This window comes from Aestuariivivens sediminicola, from assembly GCF_022662015.1.
Taxonomy (GTDB): Bacteria; Bacteroidota; Bacteroidia; order Flavobacteriales; family Flavobacteriaceae; genus Aestuariivivens; species Aestuariivivens sediminicola.
On record NZ_JAKMCM010000006.1, the window covers coordinates 40,924 to 59,376 of the forward strand.

Below are 18,453 nucleotides of genomic sequence, written 5' to 3' on the forward strand. Positions count from 1 at the left end.
AATAAAAACACCTGTCCATCATACGTGATTTCAACTAAAATTCACATAAAAGCCGATTACGAAATTTATAAATTCCAATTACAAATATTTGCATATTCTTAATGTAATTCAATCAATTTACAACATTAAGAATTGCATTTATAATTCAGCTGCATTTTTTGGTTATATAAGCTCAAAGCCTTATTTTACTGCAATATGTTACTTTTATTAAAAGTAAATTTCTAAAAGCAAAACAATATATGAGTAAAATAGAAGCAGGTAATTCACCAGAAATTGAACTTCTTTCCTTTGATATAGATAATACCTTAATTGATTTTCATACCCACAAAAGTAATTTCCCCAAAATATGGGATGCATTTGGACCCAACAATAATGTTATTCTTACCTATAACACCGGACGTCTCATTGATGACGTACTCAATTTGATTAATACCAGGATTTTGCCCGAACCACATTATATTATATCCGGTGTGGGAACACATATCTATGACTATGAGAAAAAGGAGGTCGTCAAAGAGTTCAATGATATTCTGGATGACGGATGGGATTTGGAAACGGTCGAGGAGATCGTTCAAAATATAGATCACCCCATCAGTGAACAGCCGACAAAATTTCAACATGCCTACAAGCGCAGTTATTTTTTTCATAATGCCTCTTTAGATCTTATAGATAGCATTGAAAAAGAATTTATTAATGCGGGTATGCATATCAATGTGGTGTATTCCGGAGAACAGTATTTGGACATCCTGCCAAAATGGGCCAATAAAGGCAATGCCCTACAATGGCTGTTACGAAGATTGCGTATACATCCTTCGAAAACCCTGGTTGCAGGCGATAGTGGAAATGATTCAGCGATGTTCGATTTAGAAAATGTGAAAGGCATCGTGGTGGCCAATGCGCATGAAGAATTATATAAGTATACCAAATACCGACAGATTTATCACGCCGAAGGAATTCATGGTGACGGGGTAATAGAAGGTTTGGTCTATTATGGTATTTTGCCGGAGGAGGCCATTGTAGAGAATAATGTAGACCATAAGGAAGACTTCTTCATCAAGCAGGAGTTAAGTAACATAGCAGAGGAAGATGAAGACGAAAAAATTGCTTTGATTAAGTTAGGGTACAAAAAAGCAATTGAAGTACTCAAGAAGAATATTACACCCCTGGGCTTTTCGGCCTGTTCAATAAAGGATAACATTCCCAGTGGCACCGACGAAAACTATCACAGTGTATGGGCAAGGGATGGGGCCATTACGGTTTTGGGATCATTACCATTGGTTCATGACGAGGACATACATGAATGTCAGCGACAAACCTTACACACTTTATTGGAACATATTTCTGCCAATGGACAGATTCCTTCAAACGTCAGAATCAAGGATAATATTCCGGATTATTCAGGTGTGGGAGGTATATGCTCCATAGATAGCGGTATTTGGGTGGTGATCGCATTTTATGAATATATTAATGTGACCAAGGATATCAAGTTTCTGAGGAAATACATTTCGGATCTCAAGGAAACCATGCGATGGCTTGGCGCACATGACAGTAATAATGATGCCTTATTGGAAATTCCGGAAGCCGGGGATTGGACCGATTTGTTTGGTAGGAGTTACAATATTCTCTATGATGAAATATTGTGGTATAGGGCCAATGTATGTTTTGGCAGGATGTTGGAGATGCTCGGAGATTACGAACAGGCCGGGGAGTATATCAGGTGGTCCCAGGTCATAAAAAAGGAGATTTTACAAAATTTCTGGCCATCGACACAGCAAAAAATGTTTCAATCGGTCTCTTTTGCGGAGAAGCAGTTCACACTTGGGGATACGACCTATTTGATTGCTCAGACCACACCATTTGATTTTAGTTGGAGATGTGACGTTCTGGGAAATATTCTGGCTTTTATTTTCGGGACTGTAGATTCGGAAAAGGCACATCAGACCTTTAGATTCATGTTGGGTGCGGGAGTTAATGATCCTTATCCAGTGGCTAATGTATATCCTGTAGTCACTCCCGGTGATCCGGATTGGCGACCCTACTACACGGTCAATTTGCTTAATTTACCTAATCATTATCACAATGGTGGGATATGGCCTTTTGTGGGCGGTTTTTGGGTAAAGTTTGTCTATAAATTAGGATTGAAAGAAGTAGCTGTTTCAGAGCTTCATAAATTGGCATTACTCAATAAAGAGGGAATAAGCGAAGAATGGGAATTTAATGAATGGGCGCATGGCACAACAGGAAGACCTATGGGTAAGGCTTATCAGGCCTGGTCGGCGGCTCAATATATTTCCGCTTGCCATAAATTGAAAATAATTAAATAACTAAAATTTTTAAACTATGAAATCGATATTAATGATCTCTCTACATGGCTATGTAGGTGCAAACCCGGAATTAGGAAAGCCCGATACGGGTGGTCAGGTAGTTTATGTTTTAGAATTGGCTGAGCGTTTCAGCAGATTGGGTAAAAAAGTGGATTTGGTAACCCGTCAATTTGAGGATCAACCTGAATATGATGTCGTTGATGAGAATTATCGGGTTTGGCGTATTCCTTTTGGAGGTAAAAAGTTTATCCGTAAAGAGGATATGCATGATCATTTAAAGAAGTTTGTTACCAATTGTCTGGCTGCCATTAAAAAAGATGGGAAGAAATACGATGTCGTCTATTCCCACTACTGGGATGCCGGATGGGCAGGTCAGAAAATAGCTGAAGAATTAGGTATATCTCATGTCCATACCCCGCATTCGGTAGGTTGGTGGAAACAGCATACCATGGGCAGCGATATGGATGAAAAGGACATGGAGCGAAAATACCGATTTAAAGAGCGTATCCGTAAAGAGTATTTTGTTTACCAGATGTGTAATCATATTATTGCCACCACATTACCTCAGGTAGACCTGCTTACCAAACAATACGATGTGCTTCCCAAGAATTGCACTATGATACCACCTGGAATAGATGAAAACAGATTTTATCCGGTGCCTTCAAAGGAAACGGACAAAATCCGTGCGAAATACGATATTCATCCCAGTGATATTTTAGCTTTGGGCAGAATGGCCCATAATAAAGGCTATGATCTTCTCATACAAGCCTTACCTACGGTTTTGGAATTATGTCCGGAAGCACGCCTGGTCGCAGCAATTGGAAGTGACAAATCCGATCGCGATGATAAGGGAGTGGCCAAACTCAAGGAATTGGCAACCGAATTGGGTGTCATGGATAAGATAACATGGAAGAATTATATCGCAGACGAAGATTTAGCCAATGTGTACCGAGCGGCCAATATATTTGCAATGCCATCGCGGTACGAACCTTTTGGAATGGTAGCCATTGAGGCCATGGCCTGCGGTACGCCAAGTGTTGTTACCGTTCACGGTGGTCTATACGATCTAATTGATTTTGGTAATCAGGCGCTTTTTGCAGATCCTCACAGGCCGATTGAATTTGGAACTATGGTATCCATGCCTTTACTTTATCCGAAAATGCGAAATGAACTATCGGTTGAAGGGGCGCGGTTTGCAAGACGCAATTTTGGTTGGACCGGCATTGCAAAGCGTATGCTTCAAGTCTTTAGGAGTTCCATAAATCAACAGAGTATGGAGTCCAGTATCTATAGTTAATCGAAAAGATTTTTATGGAGGTTTATTCAAAGGACTTCAGCGACTCTCTAAGGCACTTAGTAGCCTCCTCTGGATTTCATGTTTTTTGCACAATAATCAATGATCTCTGAGATACGCTTGATCCTGGTGCTTTCCCTTTTCGCCTGATGCAACCAGTATAAATAACTTTTACGATAGGAAGGTGCAAAATTTTTATAATTATTTAAGGCTTCAGGATGACGGTTAAATGCAAGTTGCAAATCATCCGGAATAACTTCATTTTCGACATCATCCAGAGCATTCCAACTTCCGTTGATTTTTGCGGTTTCCACAGATTTGAGACCACTTTCATGCAGTAAATTTTGGGCCTTTAATTCCTGAATATAGCTTTTATTTAAGGCACTCCAGACACTTTTTGGATTTCTTGGCGTAAAATATTGTCGCCGTTTGCCATTTCCTAAACTTTTTACTGTAGAGTCGATCCATCCAAAGCATAAAGCTACCTTAACCGCTTCCTCCCAACGCATCGTTGGAAGATTTAATTCCAATTTGTAAAAAATTAAATATACACCCGAGGAAGTCTTATGGTTTTGCAACAACCAGTTATACCAATCCCTGTCCTCTTTAAAATACAGTTCCGGGAATTTTTCCAAACCTTAAATTTTTTTGGAATCGACATAAAAATCCCTATCGACTTCAAAGGAGGTGATCGGATTATCTTCTGATGTCAGGGTTTTCCATTCAGCATTCGGATAAAGCCATTGGTTCTTGCCATTGATTATAACTTCAACCGGCATATCGAACTTAGCAATTATGTTGGTCCACCGATATTTTAATGAACGGTCATCAATTTGGTACTCTAAGGTAGGAATCATGGTCGTTCTAAGGTACTGGTCAAAAAATTCGCTTAAATCGTATCCCGTTTGCTCACTGATATAATTCTCAATTTGCTGGGTCGTAACAGTTTGATGATAAAAGGTTCTATTTAAACCTTTTAAAATGCGTCTCCATTTTTCGTCGTCTTCGATGAGCTGTCTTAAGGTGTGCAGCATATTGGAGCCTTTGTAATACATATCTGTACCTGAACCTTTATAATTTACATTGTATAAACCGATGATAGGGCGGTCGTTCATAATATTTTTTCTGGTGCCAATGACATAGTCAGCTGATGCTTCTTTGCCGTAGAAATAATCCAGGAATAAATTTTCAGAGTAGGCCGTAAAACTCTCATGGATCCACATATCAGCGATGTCCTTATAGGTAATGTTGTTCGCAAACCATTCGTGACCCGCCTCATGAATGATAATGAAATCGAACTTAAGGCCCCAGCCGGTTCCGGATAAATCCGTTCCACGATATCCATTTTGGTAATCATTACCATAGGTAACCGAACTTTGATGCTCCATGCCTAAATAAGGGACCTCCACCAATTTAAAACTGTCGGCATAAAAAGGATATTGACCAAACCAATATTCGAAGGCTTCCATCATTTTTGGGGTGACTTTAAAATGTGCTTTTGCTTTTTCGAGGTTATCTCTCAGGACGTAATAATCCAGAAGCAAATTTCCACCAAGCCCATCATAGACTTCCGAAAAATTGGCATAATCGCCAATATTTATATTTACACCATAGTTATTGATCGGATTACTGACGAACCAATGATAGGTTTTAGTATCTCCTATCTGTTCCACTTTTCTCAATCGCCCGTTGGAGACATCCATTAATTTGGAGGGAACATTCACACTAATCAGCATACTGTCTACTTCGTCGTACATATGGTCTTTGCATGGCCACCATACACTGGCGCCTAGACCCTGGCATGAAGAGGCAATAAAATGATTACCGTTGGTATCCTTTTTCCACGAAATGCCTCCATCCCAGGGTGCTCTAATAGCTTCTCTAGGATGGCCCTCGTAGTACACTTCTATACTGTTGATATCGTTGGGGATCTGTTGCTCTTCAAGCTTTATGAAATGGGCGTTACCATCATGAATTATATCCAGTTCTTTTCCATTTTGAATGGCCCTGCTTAAAACTAAAGGTGTTTGCAGATCTATTTGCATTACAGATTCAGATTCAAGGACTTTATACTGAATGGTATTTTTCCCCGAAATGTATTTTTTATCGGGATCGACTCTAATGTCCAAATGATAATAGGTCAGATCCCACCAGGCCCGTTCCGGAGTAATACTACCCCTTAGCGTATCCTGCCTGTTAAAACTATTTTTTTCCTGAAGCATGCCCTGAGAATAAACAGCACATGTTAGAATAACTGACAAAAAGGAAAGGTAATAGAAACGTACAGACATGGTTTTGGATTTCGCCTAAAATTAAATAAAATGTTTTTAAACCAGGGTGTCGATCAAAAAAAAACACCCTAAAATTTATAGGGTGTTCAGGATTGAATTAGTCACTATAAAATTAAAAACAATATTTATTTTCCTGAATTACTTTGTTGGCAATGACTTGTCTGAGTTCAATAATATTGGGCATATTGACATACTTAATATACCGTTTTAGTCCCATAAGCATCACGCGCTGTTCATCACCTGTTGAAAATGAAATAATGGAATGTTTTCCGGCTGTTTCAATAACATCGATGGCATGGAACAAATACAGTTTAGCCATGGCAATAGCTTCTTTGGCATGGTCTTCTCCTTTTGCTTTTGCCATTTTTTCGGCTCTTAGTATGGCAGATTCGGCCAGATAAATTTGAATGAGAATATCCGAAGCTGCCAACATTAATTGCTGTTGTTCTTCAATTTGTTCGCCATATTTTTGTAAGGCAGCACCTGAAACCATTAAAAACAGTTTTTTTAAGTTTTTAATGATGTTCTTTTCTTCAGAAAATAATTCTGAGTAATCCGGTGTTTCAAAAGAAGGTATACCCATAAGTTCTTCCTTAACTGCCATGGCTGGAGTAAGCACGTCAACATGGCCCCGCATAGCCTTTTTTATGAGCATGCCAATGCAGAGCATTCTGTTTATTTCGTTGGTCCCCTCGTATATTCGGGAGATGCGGGCATCCCTCCAGGCCGATTCTATAGGTGTGTCCTCTGAAAAGCCCATACCACCAAAAATCTGTATGCCTTCATCCGAACAATTTTGAATAAATTCAGAAACAGCTACTTTAAGTATAGAACATTCAATGGCATACTCTTCAACTCCTTTTAATTCGGCTTCCTGAAGACTGTCTTTTCCGTTATCTTTTCTCAACTCTATGCGCTCTTCGATATTTTTTGCAGCTCTGTAGCAGGCTGCTTCACCAACCCAACAGTTGGTTGCCATTTCGGCCAGTTTTTGTTGAATAGCACCAAAACTTGAGATAGGCTTATTAAATTGAATCCTTTCGTTAGCGTATTTTACAGATTCGGAGATGACTCGTCTCTGAGCATCCAAACAGGCTGCTGCTAATTTTATTCTACCGACGTTTAGAGCATTCATGGCAATTTTAAACCCGTTTCCTCTGGTAGACAGCATGTTTTCTATCGGCACCACTGTATCATTAAAAAACACCTGACGGGTGGATGATGCTCGAATCCCCAATTTATGTTCTTCCTCTCCCAGGGTAATGCCATTTGGATTATCGGGATCGTATTCAACAATAAAACCGGTAATGTATTTATCATCCTCAATACGGGCAAACACAATCATCAAATTACAAAAGCCGGCATTTGATATCCACATTTTCTGCCCTGTAATTTTATAACTTGTACCATCATCTGATAATACAGCCTTGGTTTTACCAGAATTAGCATCACTCCCGGCGCTGGGTTCCGTTAAGCAATAGGAACCAAACCATTCTCCAGAGGCCAGTCTAGGCACATATTTCTGTTTCTGCTCTTCCGTTCCATAGAGCGTTATGGGCATGGTTCCGATTCCAGTATGTGCTCCAAAGGCCGTGCTAAAGGACCCAGTTGCCCCGGATATAAAATCGCATACCAGCATAGTATCTACAAAACCCATTCCCATACCGCCATATGCTTCTGGAACGGAAACACTTAAAAAGCCCAATTCACCGGCTTTTCGCATACACGATTCGGTTAGGGCATAATCTTTTTTTTCAAACTGTTCTTTTTTAGCCCAGATTTCACGGTCCACGAATTCTGTGACCGCTTCTTTCATCATCATCTGATCTTCATTGAAGTCTTCCGGTGTGAATACATCTTCGCAATTGGTTTCTTTTACGAGGAATTGTCCGCCTCTTAGAATATTTTTACTTGTTTCTGACATGGTTATAATTTTTATGATTCAGGACCAAGAGTCAAGAATAAGTCTTGTTACTTGATTCATTAATTGAGAAATTCAAAAATACCACAGGCTCCTTGCCCTGTTCCTACACACATTGTTACGGCCCCATATTTACCGGTCATTTTTCGCCTGCGCATTTCGCCAAATAACTGAACTGATAATTTGGCGCCCGTGCAACCAAGGGGATGCCCAAGTGCTATAGCACCTCCATTGACATTAACAAGATTCTGATTGAGATCCAGTTCCCTGATTACGGCCAAGGATTGTGAGGCAAAAGCCTCATTTAATTCAATGAGCGCCAATGCATCTTGTTTCAAACCCGCCATTTTAAGGGCTTTGGGTATCGCTTTTACGGGACCTATTCCCATAATACGCGGTTCCACACCTACAGCGGCATAACTTACTAATCTCGCAATGGGCTCAAGGTTTAACTCTTTGACCAAATCTTCGCTCATTACCATAACAAATGCAGCGCCATCACTCATCTGTGAAGCGTTTCCGGCTGTCACACTGCCCCCCTGAGCAAAAACGGGCTTTAATCTGGCCAAAGCCTCCAAACTGGTATCCGATCGTGGGCCTTCGTCCTCAAAAACGGTATAGGTTTTCGTCGCTTTCTTACCAGCGCTATCCACATAGGTTTGCTCTACTTCAATCGGTACAATTTGACCTTCAAACCGATTTTCAGATTGAGCCTTTAATGCTTTCATATGAGAATGATAGGCAAATAGATCCTGATCTTCTCTGGAGACCTTAAATTGTTTTGCAACTGCCTCTGCGGTGTTTCCCATACCCCAATAGTAATCTTCATGACCCGCTTTAATGGTGTTATAATTGAGTTCCGGTTTGAAACCCGTCATAGGTACAGCACTCATACTTTCCGAGCCGCCGGCAATAATGCAATCAGCCATACCCGCATTAATTTTAGCCGTGGCTATGCCAATGGTTTCAATTCCCGATGAGCAGAATCGGTTCACTGTAACTCCGGGAACATCAATGCTATTCAAACCAATCAATGATATAAACCGAGCCATATTCAGACCCTGTGATCCTTCAGGCATCGCATTACCCACAATTACGTCGTCTATTCTGGACGTTTCGAGATTTGGTAATTCCTTCATCATGTATTGAATGGTTTCCGCTCCCAATTCATCTGCGCGTTTAAAGCGAAAGACCCCTTTGGGTGCTTTTCCAACCGCGGTTCTGTATGCTTTTACGATATATGCTTGTTTCATTTTCTTTATTCAATCTATTGTAATGAGATATCTTTTAAGGAGATCATCCCCAAATTAATTTCTTAATGGCTTACCTGTTTTAAGCATATGCTGAATACGTTCTAAGGTTTTTCGTTCTGTGCATAAACTTAAAAATGCTTCACGTTCTAAATCCAATAAATATTGTTCTGTGACCAATGTGGGTTCCGATAAATCACCACCAGCCATAACATAGGCCAGTTTATTGGCAATTTTACGGTCGTGCTCACTAATATAATTGCTGTCTTCCATTGCATCTGTACCCACCAGGAACATCCCCAGAGCTTGTTTACCAAGCACCTTTACATCATGACGTTTTATAGGTTTTGTGTATCCATTTTCGGCCATTAGTTTGGCATGGGCTTTAGCTAATGCAATCTGTCGATCCTTATTAACGACGACACTATCTTTACCTTTTTGAAGCAATCCTAAATCGAATGCTTCATAGGCAGATGTTGCTACCTTTGCCATTCCGATAGTAAGAAAGTATTCCTGAAGTACATTTAATTCTACATCACCTTTTTTAAATGTATCCGAGGCCCTTAAGGCCATTTCCTTAGAACCGCCACCTCCTGGAATGACTCCGACACCAAACTCTACGAGCCCAATGTAGGTTTCTGCAGCTGCAACAACTTTATCGGCATGCATGGAGAGTTCACAGGCACCACCAAGGGAAAGACCATGGGGAGCGGCCACTGTGGGTATCGACGAGTAGCGCATGCGCATCATCGTATCCTGGAAATACTTTATTGAGGCATTCAATTCTTCGTATTCCTGTTCGACAGCCATCATGAATATCATACCAATATTTGCTCCAACTGAGAAGTTGGCACCTTGATTACCAATGACCAGGCCTTCAAAATTTTGTTCTGCAAGATCGATGGCTTTGTTCAGACCGGCAAGAACATCGCCCCCGATGGTATTCATTTTTGACCGAAATTCACAGTTGAGAATGCCATCGCCCAGGTCTTCAACAACGACATCAGAATTTTCGAAGACGGCATTCGATTTTCTGATATTATCCAAAACAATGAAGCCTTCTTGCCCAGGGACTTTAATATGGTTCTTTTTCGAAATATCATATACAAAGGTGGCCCCATTTCTAATTGTATAAAACGAGGGTCTATCTGCAGAAATTAAATGATTTACCCAGGATGCAACCTGTAATCCTTCTTCCTTAATAAGTTCAATTCCCTTCTCCAAACCAATGGCATCCCATATTTGAAAAGGACCGTGCTCCCATCCAAATCCTGCTTTCATGGCATCGTCTATTTTATAGATATCATCTGATATTTCAGGAATTCGATGTGAAACATATGCAAATAAGGCAGCGAATGATTTTCTATAGAATACACCGGCTTTATCTTTGCCCTGTATTAAAATATTAAATCGATCGATTAAATTTTCAACAGATTTGGTCAACTCCAAGGTCGCGAATTTTGCTTTTTTAGCAGATCGGTATTCTAAGGTGTTGAGGTCCAATGACAAAATTTCTTTCTTCCCGTCATTGGACAGGTGTTTTTTGTAAAAGCCCTGCCCGGTTTTACTTCCCAACCATTTCTTTTCTACCATGGTCGCAATGAAATCGGGTAACTCAAAAAGTTGCAGACATTCATCTTCGGGACAATTTTCTAAAATACCATTGGAAACATGGACGAGGGTGTCCAAACCAACAACGTCGACCGTTCTAAACGTTGCCGACTTAGGTCGTCCTATTACAGGCCCGGTGAGCTTGTCAACCTCTTCAATTGTCAATCCCATATCCCTCACGATATGGAACAGACTCATAATGCTGAAAATGCCAATTCTATTACCGATGAAGGCTGGAGTATCCTTGGCAATCACAGGGGTCTTTCCAAGAAATTGTTGACCGTAATCATGGAGAAAGTTCAATACATCCTGATCGGTTTTAGGCCCGGGAATAATTTCAAATAATTTAAGGTATCGGGGCGGGTTAAAAAAGTGTGTACCACAGAAGTGCTTCTGAAAGTCATCACTTCGGCCATCACTCATAAATTTTATAGGGATCCCTGAGGTATTGGTGGTAATTAGGGTGCCCGGTGTTCTATAACGTTCCAATTTCTCAAAGACCTCCTTTTTAATGTCAAGCCGCTCAACAACGACCTCCATAATCCAATCGACCTCAGCTACTCGAGCAATATCGTCTTCTAAATTCCCTGTGGTTATTCTGTCTGTAAATTTGGAGTGGTAGATAGGAGAGGGGTTCGATTTAATGGCATTGCTTAATGCCTCATTGACTAACCTGTTTCTTACTATTTTATCGTTTAAAGAAAGTCCTTTGGCTTTTTCTTTCTCATTTAACTGTTTTGGAATGATATCGAGAAGCAGCACCTCAACACCAATATTGGCAAAATGACATGCAATGCCACTACCCATAATTCCAGAGCCAATTATGGCTACCTTTTTAATTCTTCGTTTGCCCATTTATGATAAGCTATTATTTATTTTGATCGTAAATTTTTTTGTTAGATATCATGTCATTGATGAGATCGGCGACTTCATAAAAATGCTTTAGTTTCTCATCCGAAATGTTATTTCTAATTTTATTATTAAAAGTGAGCACCTTTTCTCTAGAATAATCTCTTTTTTCCCTTCCAAATTCGGTTAAATGTATCAATACGCCACGGCCATCTTCAGGATTGGGTTGCCGTTCAATAAGGCCTCGGGTTTCCATTGATTTTAAAATTCTTGAGAGGCTGGTTGCTTCCATTCCCATTTTTGGTCCGAGAGCGGTAGAAGGCGTTCCTTTTTCCGGGTCTATACTTAACAATGTAAAACCGGTGGCCATGGTACTATCGAATTTAGCCGCTTCTTCATTATACATTTTTTGCACACTGAGCCATGTTGTTCGCAGAATATAGTCTATTGTTTTATCTTTCATTAGAGGATGGTTAAGCAGCCCAAATATAATAAAATTTATTATGCACGCATAATAAATTATTAAAATTATATAGGTGATTAAGAAAAGATATTAAAAAGAAAAACGCTCAATGTTTTGAGCGTCTTTAAACTATACTGAATTCCTTATTTATTTAGAGATCGCGGCCTCTTTCTGTTTTTGAAAATTTATTTCAATCTGATTTTTTAGAATATCATCAAATGTTTCGCGTTTTCTTATTAAATGCGCTTTATCGTTGTACCATAAGACTTCGGCAGGGCGATATCGTGAGTTGTAATTGCTGGCCATGGAAAAGCAGTATGCACCTGCGTTTTTGAATGCTAAAATATCACCTTCATTAATTTCATTTATTCTTCTGTTGTTTCCAAATGTGTCTGTTTCACAGATATAACCTACGACGGTGTAAAAGCGTTCACGTCCTTTTGGATTAGATATATTAATTATATCGTGGTGAGATCCATAGAACATCGGTCTGATGAGATGATTAAACCCGGAGTCAACTTGCGCAAAAACTGTGGATGTTGTTTGTTTTACGGCATTTACCTCTGCTAAAAAGATTCCGGCCTCACTTACCAGAAACTTTCCTGGTTCAAAGGCCAGCGTAAGTTCTTTACCATATGCTTTACAGAAGTCATTGAATTTGCGTGTTAACCGCTTTCCTAATTCCTCTACATTGGTTTCTATATCTCCTTCTCTGTAGGCGACCTTGAACCCAGAACCGAAATCAATAAACTCTAAATTTTTAAATTGTTTGGCCGTATCAAAAAGAATTTCACTGGCATATAGGAATACATCAATATCTAATATATCACTACCGGTATGCATGTGTATACCGTTAATCCTCATTTTAGTATTTTCAACAATACGCATTAAGTGAGGGATTTGATGAATAGAAATTCCAAATTTGGAATCGATATGACCAACAGAAATGTTGCTGTTACCTCCTGCCATAACATGAGGGTTAATGCGAATACAAACCGGGATGCTTGGATATTTTGTTCCAAATTGTTCCAGGATCGATAAATTATCAATGTTTATTTGAACTCCAAGTTTTGAAGCTTCTTCAATTTCAGCTAAGGACACCCCGTTCGGCGTAAATATAATTTGCTCCGGTTTAAAACCTGCTGCTAATCCTAAATTTACTTCCTGAATGGAGACTGTATCAATACCTGATCCAAGTGAATTGAATAATTTAAGAATGGAAAGATTCGACAAGGCCTTAACGGCATAGTTTATCTTTAAATGCTTAACCGATTTGAAAGCATTGGTCAGCCGCTGGTATTGGGATACAATTTTTTCGGCATCATACACATAAACAGGACTGCCAAATTCATTCGCTATCGCTATTAATTTATCCTTGGTCATAGTTGACATTTAAAATTTAGGACAAAGATATTTCTTTAGCTCAAAAATAAAATAATTAATACAAATATTGTAATAAATAAACAAAATGTTAATTATATAACAAGCGAATTAATGGTCCTGCCTCAATCATGCGGGTTATTCTTTTTAAAAAGATTAGTCTAATTACGAGCTATTATTTACATTTGCACATCTTATACTATTAGGCAAATTATGAATTTACACGAATATCAAGGTAAGGCAATTTTAAGTAGTTTTGGAGTCCGTATTCAACGCGGTATTGTTGCGCAAAATCCATCGGAGGCCGTCGAAGCAGCCAAGAAGTTAACAGAAGAAACCGGTACGGGTTGGCACGTTATAAAGGCTCAGGTTCATGCAGGTGGTCGAGGTAAAGGAGGAGGCGTGAAACTTGCCAAGAATCTGCAGGAGGTTGAAACCTTGGCAGGACAAATCATTGGGATGAATTTAATAACACCCCAAACTTCTGCGGAAGGAAAGAAAGTACATCAGGTGCTGATAGCGGAAGATGTATATTATCCTGGTGACAGTGAAACAAGTGAATTTTATATGTCCGTTCTGTTAAACAGAGCAAAGGGCAGAAATATGATTATGTATTCTACTGAAGGCGGTATGGATATTGAGACCGTTGCAGAAGAAACACCGCATTTAATTTTTACCGAGGAAATAGATCCGACTATAGGGTTGATGCCATTCCAAGCGAGACGAATTGCCTTTAACTTAGGTTTGTCCGGACAGGCGTTCAAAGAAATGGTGAAGTTCGTTACCGCACTTTACACGGCTTACGTAAAGTCTGATTCATCATTATTCGAAATCAATCCTGTTTTGAAAACCAGTGATGATAAAATCATGGCAGTCGATGCGAAAGTAACGATTGACGATAATGCGCTGTTCAGACATAAGGATTATGCCGAATTAAGGGATTTACGTGAAGAAAATCCAATTGAAGTTGAAGCCAAAGAGGTAGGGTTAAATTATGTGGACCTGGATGGCAATGTGGGATGTATGGTAAATGGTGCAGGTTTAGCCATGGCAACCATGGATTTGATTAAGCAGGCCGGTGGAGAACCAGCAAACTTTTTAGACGTTGGCGGAACTGCTGATGCCGCTCGAGTTGAAGCCGCCTTTAAAATCATTTTAAAAGACCCAGCGGTTAAGGCGATATTGATTAATATTTTTGGAGGCATTGTACGATGCGATCGCGTGGCCCAGGGGGTGATAGATGCTTATAAAAATATGGGGAATATTAATGTGCCGATTATTGTACGACTTCAAGGTACCAATGCAGACATTGCCAAAGAATTAATCGATAATTCAGGATTAGATGTTTTAAGTGCAACAGAATTTCAGGAAGCTGCAGATAAAGTTCAGGAAGTTTTAGGGTAAAAGCAATAATTCAAGATATATATGCTCTCTTTTGTAAAATTAACAAAAGAGAGCTTTTTTTTGCGATAATTCAAAAAACTGTTAAAAAAATTAATATATTAATAAAGATTGTGTTAAAAAGCGGTTAAATACATATTTTGAAAGTGCTGTTTGGAGTTTTTTTTCATTACTTTGAATATCATTAATCAAAAATCAAACAACTTATGAAATCTTTAAAAATCTTAGCGTTACTTCTAGCTATCTTAGTCAGTAGTAACATCGAAGCGTTAACCGACAAAAAATCACGAAGCACGGTCGAAAACTCAGAGCCATCAAACCCAATCTCGAAGGAGGTTGTATCTCATCTAAAAAAGCCTCAGTTCCACCTAGAGAAAGATGTTTTAGTATTTGTAAAGTTTACTCTAAATGATAACAATGAAATGGTAGTTCTTTCCGTTGATTCGGACAGCGAACTCATCGATAGTTTTATCAAAAATAGATTGAACTACAAAAGGCTTAATGCCAGATCCAAAAAGGGATCTAAAAACTTTGTCATACCGGTTAGGGTAAATGCTGCCTGGTAGGACACTGCATAAAAAAACCTCTACTTAGAGGTTTTTTTATTTTCCGGTGGTTTTGGTCCGCGCATATGAATAATGAGGCCATTTAAAAAATTTCGTAAAATCTGATCGCCACACTCCATATATTTAGGGTGGTCTTCCCTTCTAAAAAAAGCACCCAATTCACTTTTTGATATCCTGAAGTCTGCGAGTTTCAAAATGTCTACAATATCACTATCTTTTAATTCTAGAGCGACGCGCAGTTTTTTTAATATATCATTATTTGTCATTTATATAATATGTGTTTGTTTTAGTCTTAAAATATTATCAAATTAAAAAGGAAACCCACCACTTTCTAGAATTTTGTCAATTTTTGTAAAGGTACTTTATTTTAAGTTTTAAATCTGGTAGGTATTCATACATTAAGTTTATATTATTTTATTGATTATCAGAGTCTTAAATTCCGATAAGTTCATTTATATATAGCGTTAATTTTCTAATTTATGGAAAATGTAATTAATTTTTATTGATGAACTTCGAAAAAACAGCGATGAATTGCACAGCTCTTTTCGATAAGTTACATATTATCAACGATTATAAAAATACAGTTTTGAGTATCTTTATAAAGTAATTAATTAATCCTCTCAGCAATGATTAATAGAGTAGAAAAATTGAGTCTGCTTTCGGAAATGATTGCATTTGCGAAGTACGATAAGGAGATAAATGTTATAGAGTACAATTTTTTATTGGGGGTTGCAAAACAACTGGGTATATCCCGCGAAGATTTTGATTATTTAATTGAGCATCCTGTTAGTTATACACATTTAAAATCGCACAGTGAACGTATTGTACAGTTTCATAGATTGGTTTTACTTATGAATATAGACAGCGATAATTCAAGATCGGGTGCAACCAAATTGTATAATTTTGGATTGCGCATGGGATTGAGTCATGAGTCCATTAGCAAGGTACTTTATTTAATGGAAAGTTTTCCCAATAAGATTGTTCCACCGGATGTCTTAATAGATATATTCAAAACACAATATAATTAGTATTTAAGGGTTTGAATTCTAATTGGAAAGCGCTAAAGGTATTATACTTTTAGCGCTTCTATTTTATCCTGATATTTTTTTATCTCGTCACGTAATTGAGCGGCAACAATAAAATCCAGGGCTTTTGCGGCTTCCTCCATGAGTTTGCGTTTTTCACGAATCTTTTTTTCCAGTTCTGATTTCGTGAGATATTCGCTTTCAGGCTCGGCTGCTCTGGCGGCCATTAATTCATAACTATAGGTGCTTACCGAATTTTTGGCCAAAGCATTATCCAGGCTTTTATTCAGGGCCTTTGGTGTGATATTATTTAAAGTATTATATGCCAGTTGCTTTTCTCGCCTGTAATTGGTTTCATCAATCGTTTTTTGCATGCTCTTGGTTATGGTATCCGCATACATGATGGCCTTACCATTTAAATGTCTCGCAGCGCGACCGACAGTCTGGGTCAAGGACCTTGCCGAGCGTAAAAATCCTTCCTTATCTGCATCCAAAATGGCCACAAGGGATACTTCGGGAAGATCGAGACCCTCACGAAGTAAATTAACCCCTACCAGGACATCAAATAAACCTTTACGCAAATCTTGCATTATTTCTACGCGTTCCAGGGTGTCTACATCGCTATGAATATACCTGCAGCGGACTTGAATCCGTTCAAGGTATTTTGTCAACTCTTCAGCCATTCGTTTTGTGAGCGTGGTTACTAAAATGCGTTCGTCTTTTTCAACGCGAATTTGAATTTCCTCGATCAAATCATCAATCTGATTTAAACTTGGTCTTACTTCAATTTCAGGATCTAATAACCCCGTGGGGCGAATCACCTGCTCTACATAAACACCTCCGGATTTTTGCAATTCGTAATCCGCGGGAGTGGCACTTACATAGATAACCTGATTTTGAAGCGCTTCGAATTCTTCAAATTTTAAAGGGCGGTTGTCCATGGCTGCGGGAAGCCGAAAACCGTATTCAACTAAATTCTCTTTTCTACTGCGATCACCACCATACATGGCATGTACCTGAGAAATGGTGACATGACTCTCATCGACAACCATTAAAAAATCATCCGGGAAATAATCCAGTAAACAGAAGGGGCGCGATCCGGGTGATCGACCGTCCAGATACCGCGAATAGTTTTCAATCCCTGAACAATAACCCAACTCACGAATCATTTCCAAATCAAATTCAGTGCGCTCTTTCAAACGCTTTGCTTCAAGATGTTTTCCAATTTCCTTAAAGTATTCGTACTGTTTTACCAAGTCATCCTGAATATCTCTTATGGCATTTTGAAGAATTTCGGGTGAGGTAACGAACATGTTGGCAGGATAAATATTCAACCTGTCATATTTTTCGATCACTTCATTTGACAGGATATTGAACGATTCAATCTCTTCAATTTCATCACCAAAAAAATGAATGCGGAAAGCATCATCTGCGTAACTTGGAAAAATATCCACAGTATCCCCTTTAATTCGAAAATTTCCATGGTTAAACTCTGCTTCCGTCCTGGAATAGAGACTTTGAACCAATTGATGTAGTAACTGTGTTCTGGAGATAACCTGATCACGCTCTAAAGAAATCACATTCTTTTGAAACTCTATCGGATTACCAATACCGTATAAACAAGAAACGGAGGCGACAACAAGGACATCTCTTCGACCCGAAAGGAGGGAGGAGGTGGTGCTTAGGCGCATTTTTTCGATTTCTTCATTAATGGACAGATCCTTTTCAATGTAGACTCCGGTTACCGGAATGTAGGCCTCTGGCTGATAGTAGTCGTAATAGGATACAAAGTATTCGACGGCATTATCCGGGAAAAACTGTTTAAACTCTGAATACAACTGAGCCGCTAATGTCTTATTATGGGCCAGCACCAGAGTTGGACGTTGGACTTCCTGAATAACGTTAGCTACGGTAAAGGTCTTGCCGGAGCCTGTAACACCCAGTAATGTCTGGTATTTCTCATGTGTATTAATACCATCTGTAAGTTGTTTTATAGCTTCAGGTTGATCTCCTGTTGGACTAAAATCAGATTTAATTTTAAAACGCATGCCTTAAGATAATAAATGCCTAATGTGACT

General features: G+C 39.0%; 14 protein-coding genes. 5 read left to right on the forward strand and 9 right to left on the reverse strand.

Annotated features, from left to right (window positions below; genetic code table 11):
* Positions 1-239: 239 nt before the first annotated feature.
* Together MR041_RS13095 and MR041_RS13100 are read left to right on the forward strand one after the other, a co-directional pair.
* Positions 240-2,324: an HAD-IIB family hydrolase gene (locus MR041_RS13095; RefSeq protein ID WP_242094628.1), complete on the forward strand. Its 2,085-nt coding sequence runs from the start codon at positions 240-242 to the stop codon at positions 2,322-2,324.
* 16 nt (positions 2,325-2,340) lie between these two features.
* Positions 2,341-3,621 carry a glycosyltransferase gene (locus MR041_RS13100; RefSeq protein ID WP_242094629.1) on the forward strand — a complete coding sequence of 427 codons (1,281 nt, stop codon included), beginning with the start codon at positions 2,341-2,343 and terminating at the stop codon, positions 3,619-3,621.
* Positions 3,622-3,677: 56 nt separating this feature from the next.
* Here MR041_RS13100 and MR041_RS13105 read toward each other — a convergent pair whose 3' ends face one another.
* From MR041_RS13105 to lysA, 7 genes are all read right to left on the reverse strand, one after another.
* Positions 3,678-4,253: a YdeI/OmpD-associated family protein gene (locus MR041_RS13105; protein ID WP_242094630.1), complete on the reverse strand. Its 576-nt coding sequence runs from the start codon at positions 4,251-4,253 to the stop codon at positions 3,678-3,680.
* A 3-nt stretch (positions 4,254-4,256) separates the two neighbouring features.
* Positions 4,257-5,840 (reverse strand): M1 family metallopeptidase, encoded by a 1,584-nt coding sequence (locus MR041_RS13110; RefSeq protein ID WP_242094631.1) that lies wholly within the window; start codon positions 5,838-5,840, stop codon positions 4,257-4,259.
* 181 nt (positions 5,841-6,021) lie between these two features.
* A complete protein-coding gene (locus tag MR041_RS13115) occupies positions 6,022-7,833 on the reverse strand; it encodes an acyl-CoA dehydrogenase family protein (protein WP_242094633.1) in 1,812 nt (603 codons plus the stop codon).
* A 59-nt stretch (positions 7,834-7,892) separates the two neighbouring features.
* Positions 7,893-9,083, reverse strand: coding sequence for an acetyl-CoA C-acyltransferase (locus MR041_RS13120; protein ID WP_242094635.1), 1,191 nt, complete (start codon positions 9,081-9,083; stop codon positions 7,893-7,895).
* Between the two features lie 54 nt (positions 9,084-9,137).
* Entirely contained in the window at positions 9,138-11,546 is a 2,409-nt protein-coding gene (locus MR041_RS13125) for a 3-hydroxyacyl-CoA dehydrogenase/enoyl-CoA hydratase family protein (RefSeq protein WP_242094637.1), read from the reverse strand.
* Between the two features lie 13 nt (positions 11,547-11,559).
* Positions 11,560-12,003 carry a MarR family winged helix-turn-helix transcriptional regulator gene (locus MR041_RS13130; RefSeq protein ID WP_242094639.1) on the reverse strand — a complete coding sequence of 148 codons (444 nt, stop codon included), beginning with the start codon at positions 12,001-12,003 and terminating at the stop codon, positions 11,560-11,562.
* A 147-nt stretch (positions 12,004-12,150) separates the two neighbouring features.
* Complete coding sequence (lysA, locus tag MR041_RS13135; protein ID WP_242094640.1) at positions 12,151-13,386, reverse strand: diaminopimelate decarboxylase; 1,236 nt, start codon at positions 13,384-13,386, stop codon at positions 12,151-12,153.
* A gap of 210 nt (positions 13,387-13,596) precedes the next feature.
* On the opposite strand from lysA, the gene sucC reads away from it, so the two are divergent.
* Positions 13,597-14,787: an ADP-forming succinate--CoA ligase subunit beta gene (gene sucC, locus MR041_RS13140; RefSeq protein ID WP_242094642.1), complete on the forward strand. Its 1,191-nt coding sequence runs from the start codon at positions 13,597-13,599 to the stop codon at positions 14,785-14,787.
* Between the two features lie 419 nt (positions 14,788-15,206).
* Complete coding sequence (locus tag MR041_RS13145) at positions 15,207-15,350, forward strand: hypothetical protein (protein WP_242094644.1); 144 nt, start codon at positions 15,207-15,209, stop codon at positions 15,348-15,350.
* Between the two features lie 20 nt (positions 15,351-15,370).
* Here the strand turns inward: MR041_RS13145 and MR041_RS13150 are convergent, their stop codons facing one another.
* The gene (locus MR041_RS13150) at positions 15,371-15,616 is read right to left on the reverse strand and encodes a DUF1456 family protein (protein ID WP_242094646.1); all 246 of its coding nucleotides are present in this window, start codon (positions 15,614-15,616) and stop codon (positions 15,371-15,373) included.
* Positions 15,617-15,976: 360 nt separating this feature from the next.
* Here MR041_RS13150 and MR041_RS13155 point away from each other — a divergent pair, with 360 nt between their 5' ends.
* Complete coding sequence (locus MR041_RS13155; RefSeq protein WP_242094647.1) at positions 15,977-16,378, forward strand: TerB family tellurite resistance protein; 402 nt, start codon at positions 15,977-15,979, stop codon at positions 16,376-16,378.
* Positions 16,379-16,419: 41 nt separating this feature from the next.
* Here MR041_RS13155 and uvrB read toward each other — a convergent pair whose 3' ends face one another.
* The gene (gene uvrB / locus MR041_RS13160) at positions 16,420-18,423 is read right to left on the reverse strand and encodes an excinuclease ABC subunit UvrB (protein WP_242094649.1); all 2,004 of its coding nucleotides are present in this window, start codon (positions 18,421-18,423) and stop codon (positions 16,420-16,422) included.
* Between the last annotated feature and the right edge of the window lie 30 nt (positions 18,424-18,453).

Excerpts from the sequence above, each read along its gene's own strand:
- MR041_RS13125 (WP_242094637.1), bottom strand. The coding sequence starts at position 11,546 with ATGGGCAAACGAAGAATTAAAAAGGTAGCCATAATTGGCTCTGGAATT.
- MR041_RS13145 (WP_242094644.1), top strand. The coding sequence starts at position 15,207 with ATGGTAGTTCTTTCCGTTGATTCGGACAGCGAACTCATCGATAGTTTT.
- lysA (WP_242094640.1), bottom strand. The coding sequence starts at position 13,386 with ATGACCAAGGATAAATTAATAGCGATAGCGAATGAATTTGGCAGTCCT.
- MR041_RS13150 (WP_242094646.1), bottom strand. The coding sequence starts at position 15,616 with ATGACAAATAATGATATATTAAAAAAACTGCGCGTCGCTCTAGAATTA.
- MR041_RS13095 (WP_242094628.1), top strand. The coding sequence starts at position 240 with ATGAGTAAAATAGAAGCAGGTAATTCACCAGAAATTGAACTTCTTTCC.
- sucC (WP_242094642.1), top strand. The coding sequence starts at position 13,597 with ATGAATTTACACGAATATCAAGGTAAGGCAATTTTAAGTAGTTTTGGA.
- MR041_RS13110 (WP_242094631.1), bottom strand. The coding sequence starts at position 5,840 with ATGCTTCAGGAAAAAAATAGTTTTAACAGGCAGGATACGCTAAGGGGT.
- MR041_RS13115 (WP_242094633.1), bottom strand. The coding sequence starts at position 7,833 with ATGTCAGAAACAAGTAAAAATATTCTAAGAGGCGGACAATTCCTCGTA.
- MR041_RS13130 (WP_242094639.1), bottom strand. The coding sequence starts at position 12,003 with ATGAAAGATAAAACAATAGACTATATTCTGCGAACAACATGGCTCAGT.
- uvrB (WP_242094649.1), bottom strand. The coding sequence starts at position 18,423 with ATGCGTTTTAAAATTAAATCTGATTTTAGTCCAACAGGAGATCAACCT.
- MR041_RS13100 (WP_242094629.1), top strand. The coding sequence starts at position 2,341 with ATGAAATCGATATTAATGATCTCTCTACATGGCTATGTAGGTGCAAAC.
- MR041_RS13120 (WP_242094635.1), bottom strand. The coding sequence starts at position 9,083 with ATGAAACAAGCATATATCGTAAAAGCATACAGAACCGCGGTTGGAAAA.
- MR041_RS13155 (WP_242094647.1), top strand. The coding sequence starts at position 15,977 with ATGATTAATAGAGTAGAAAAATTGAGTCTGCTTTCGGAAATGATTGCA.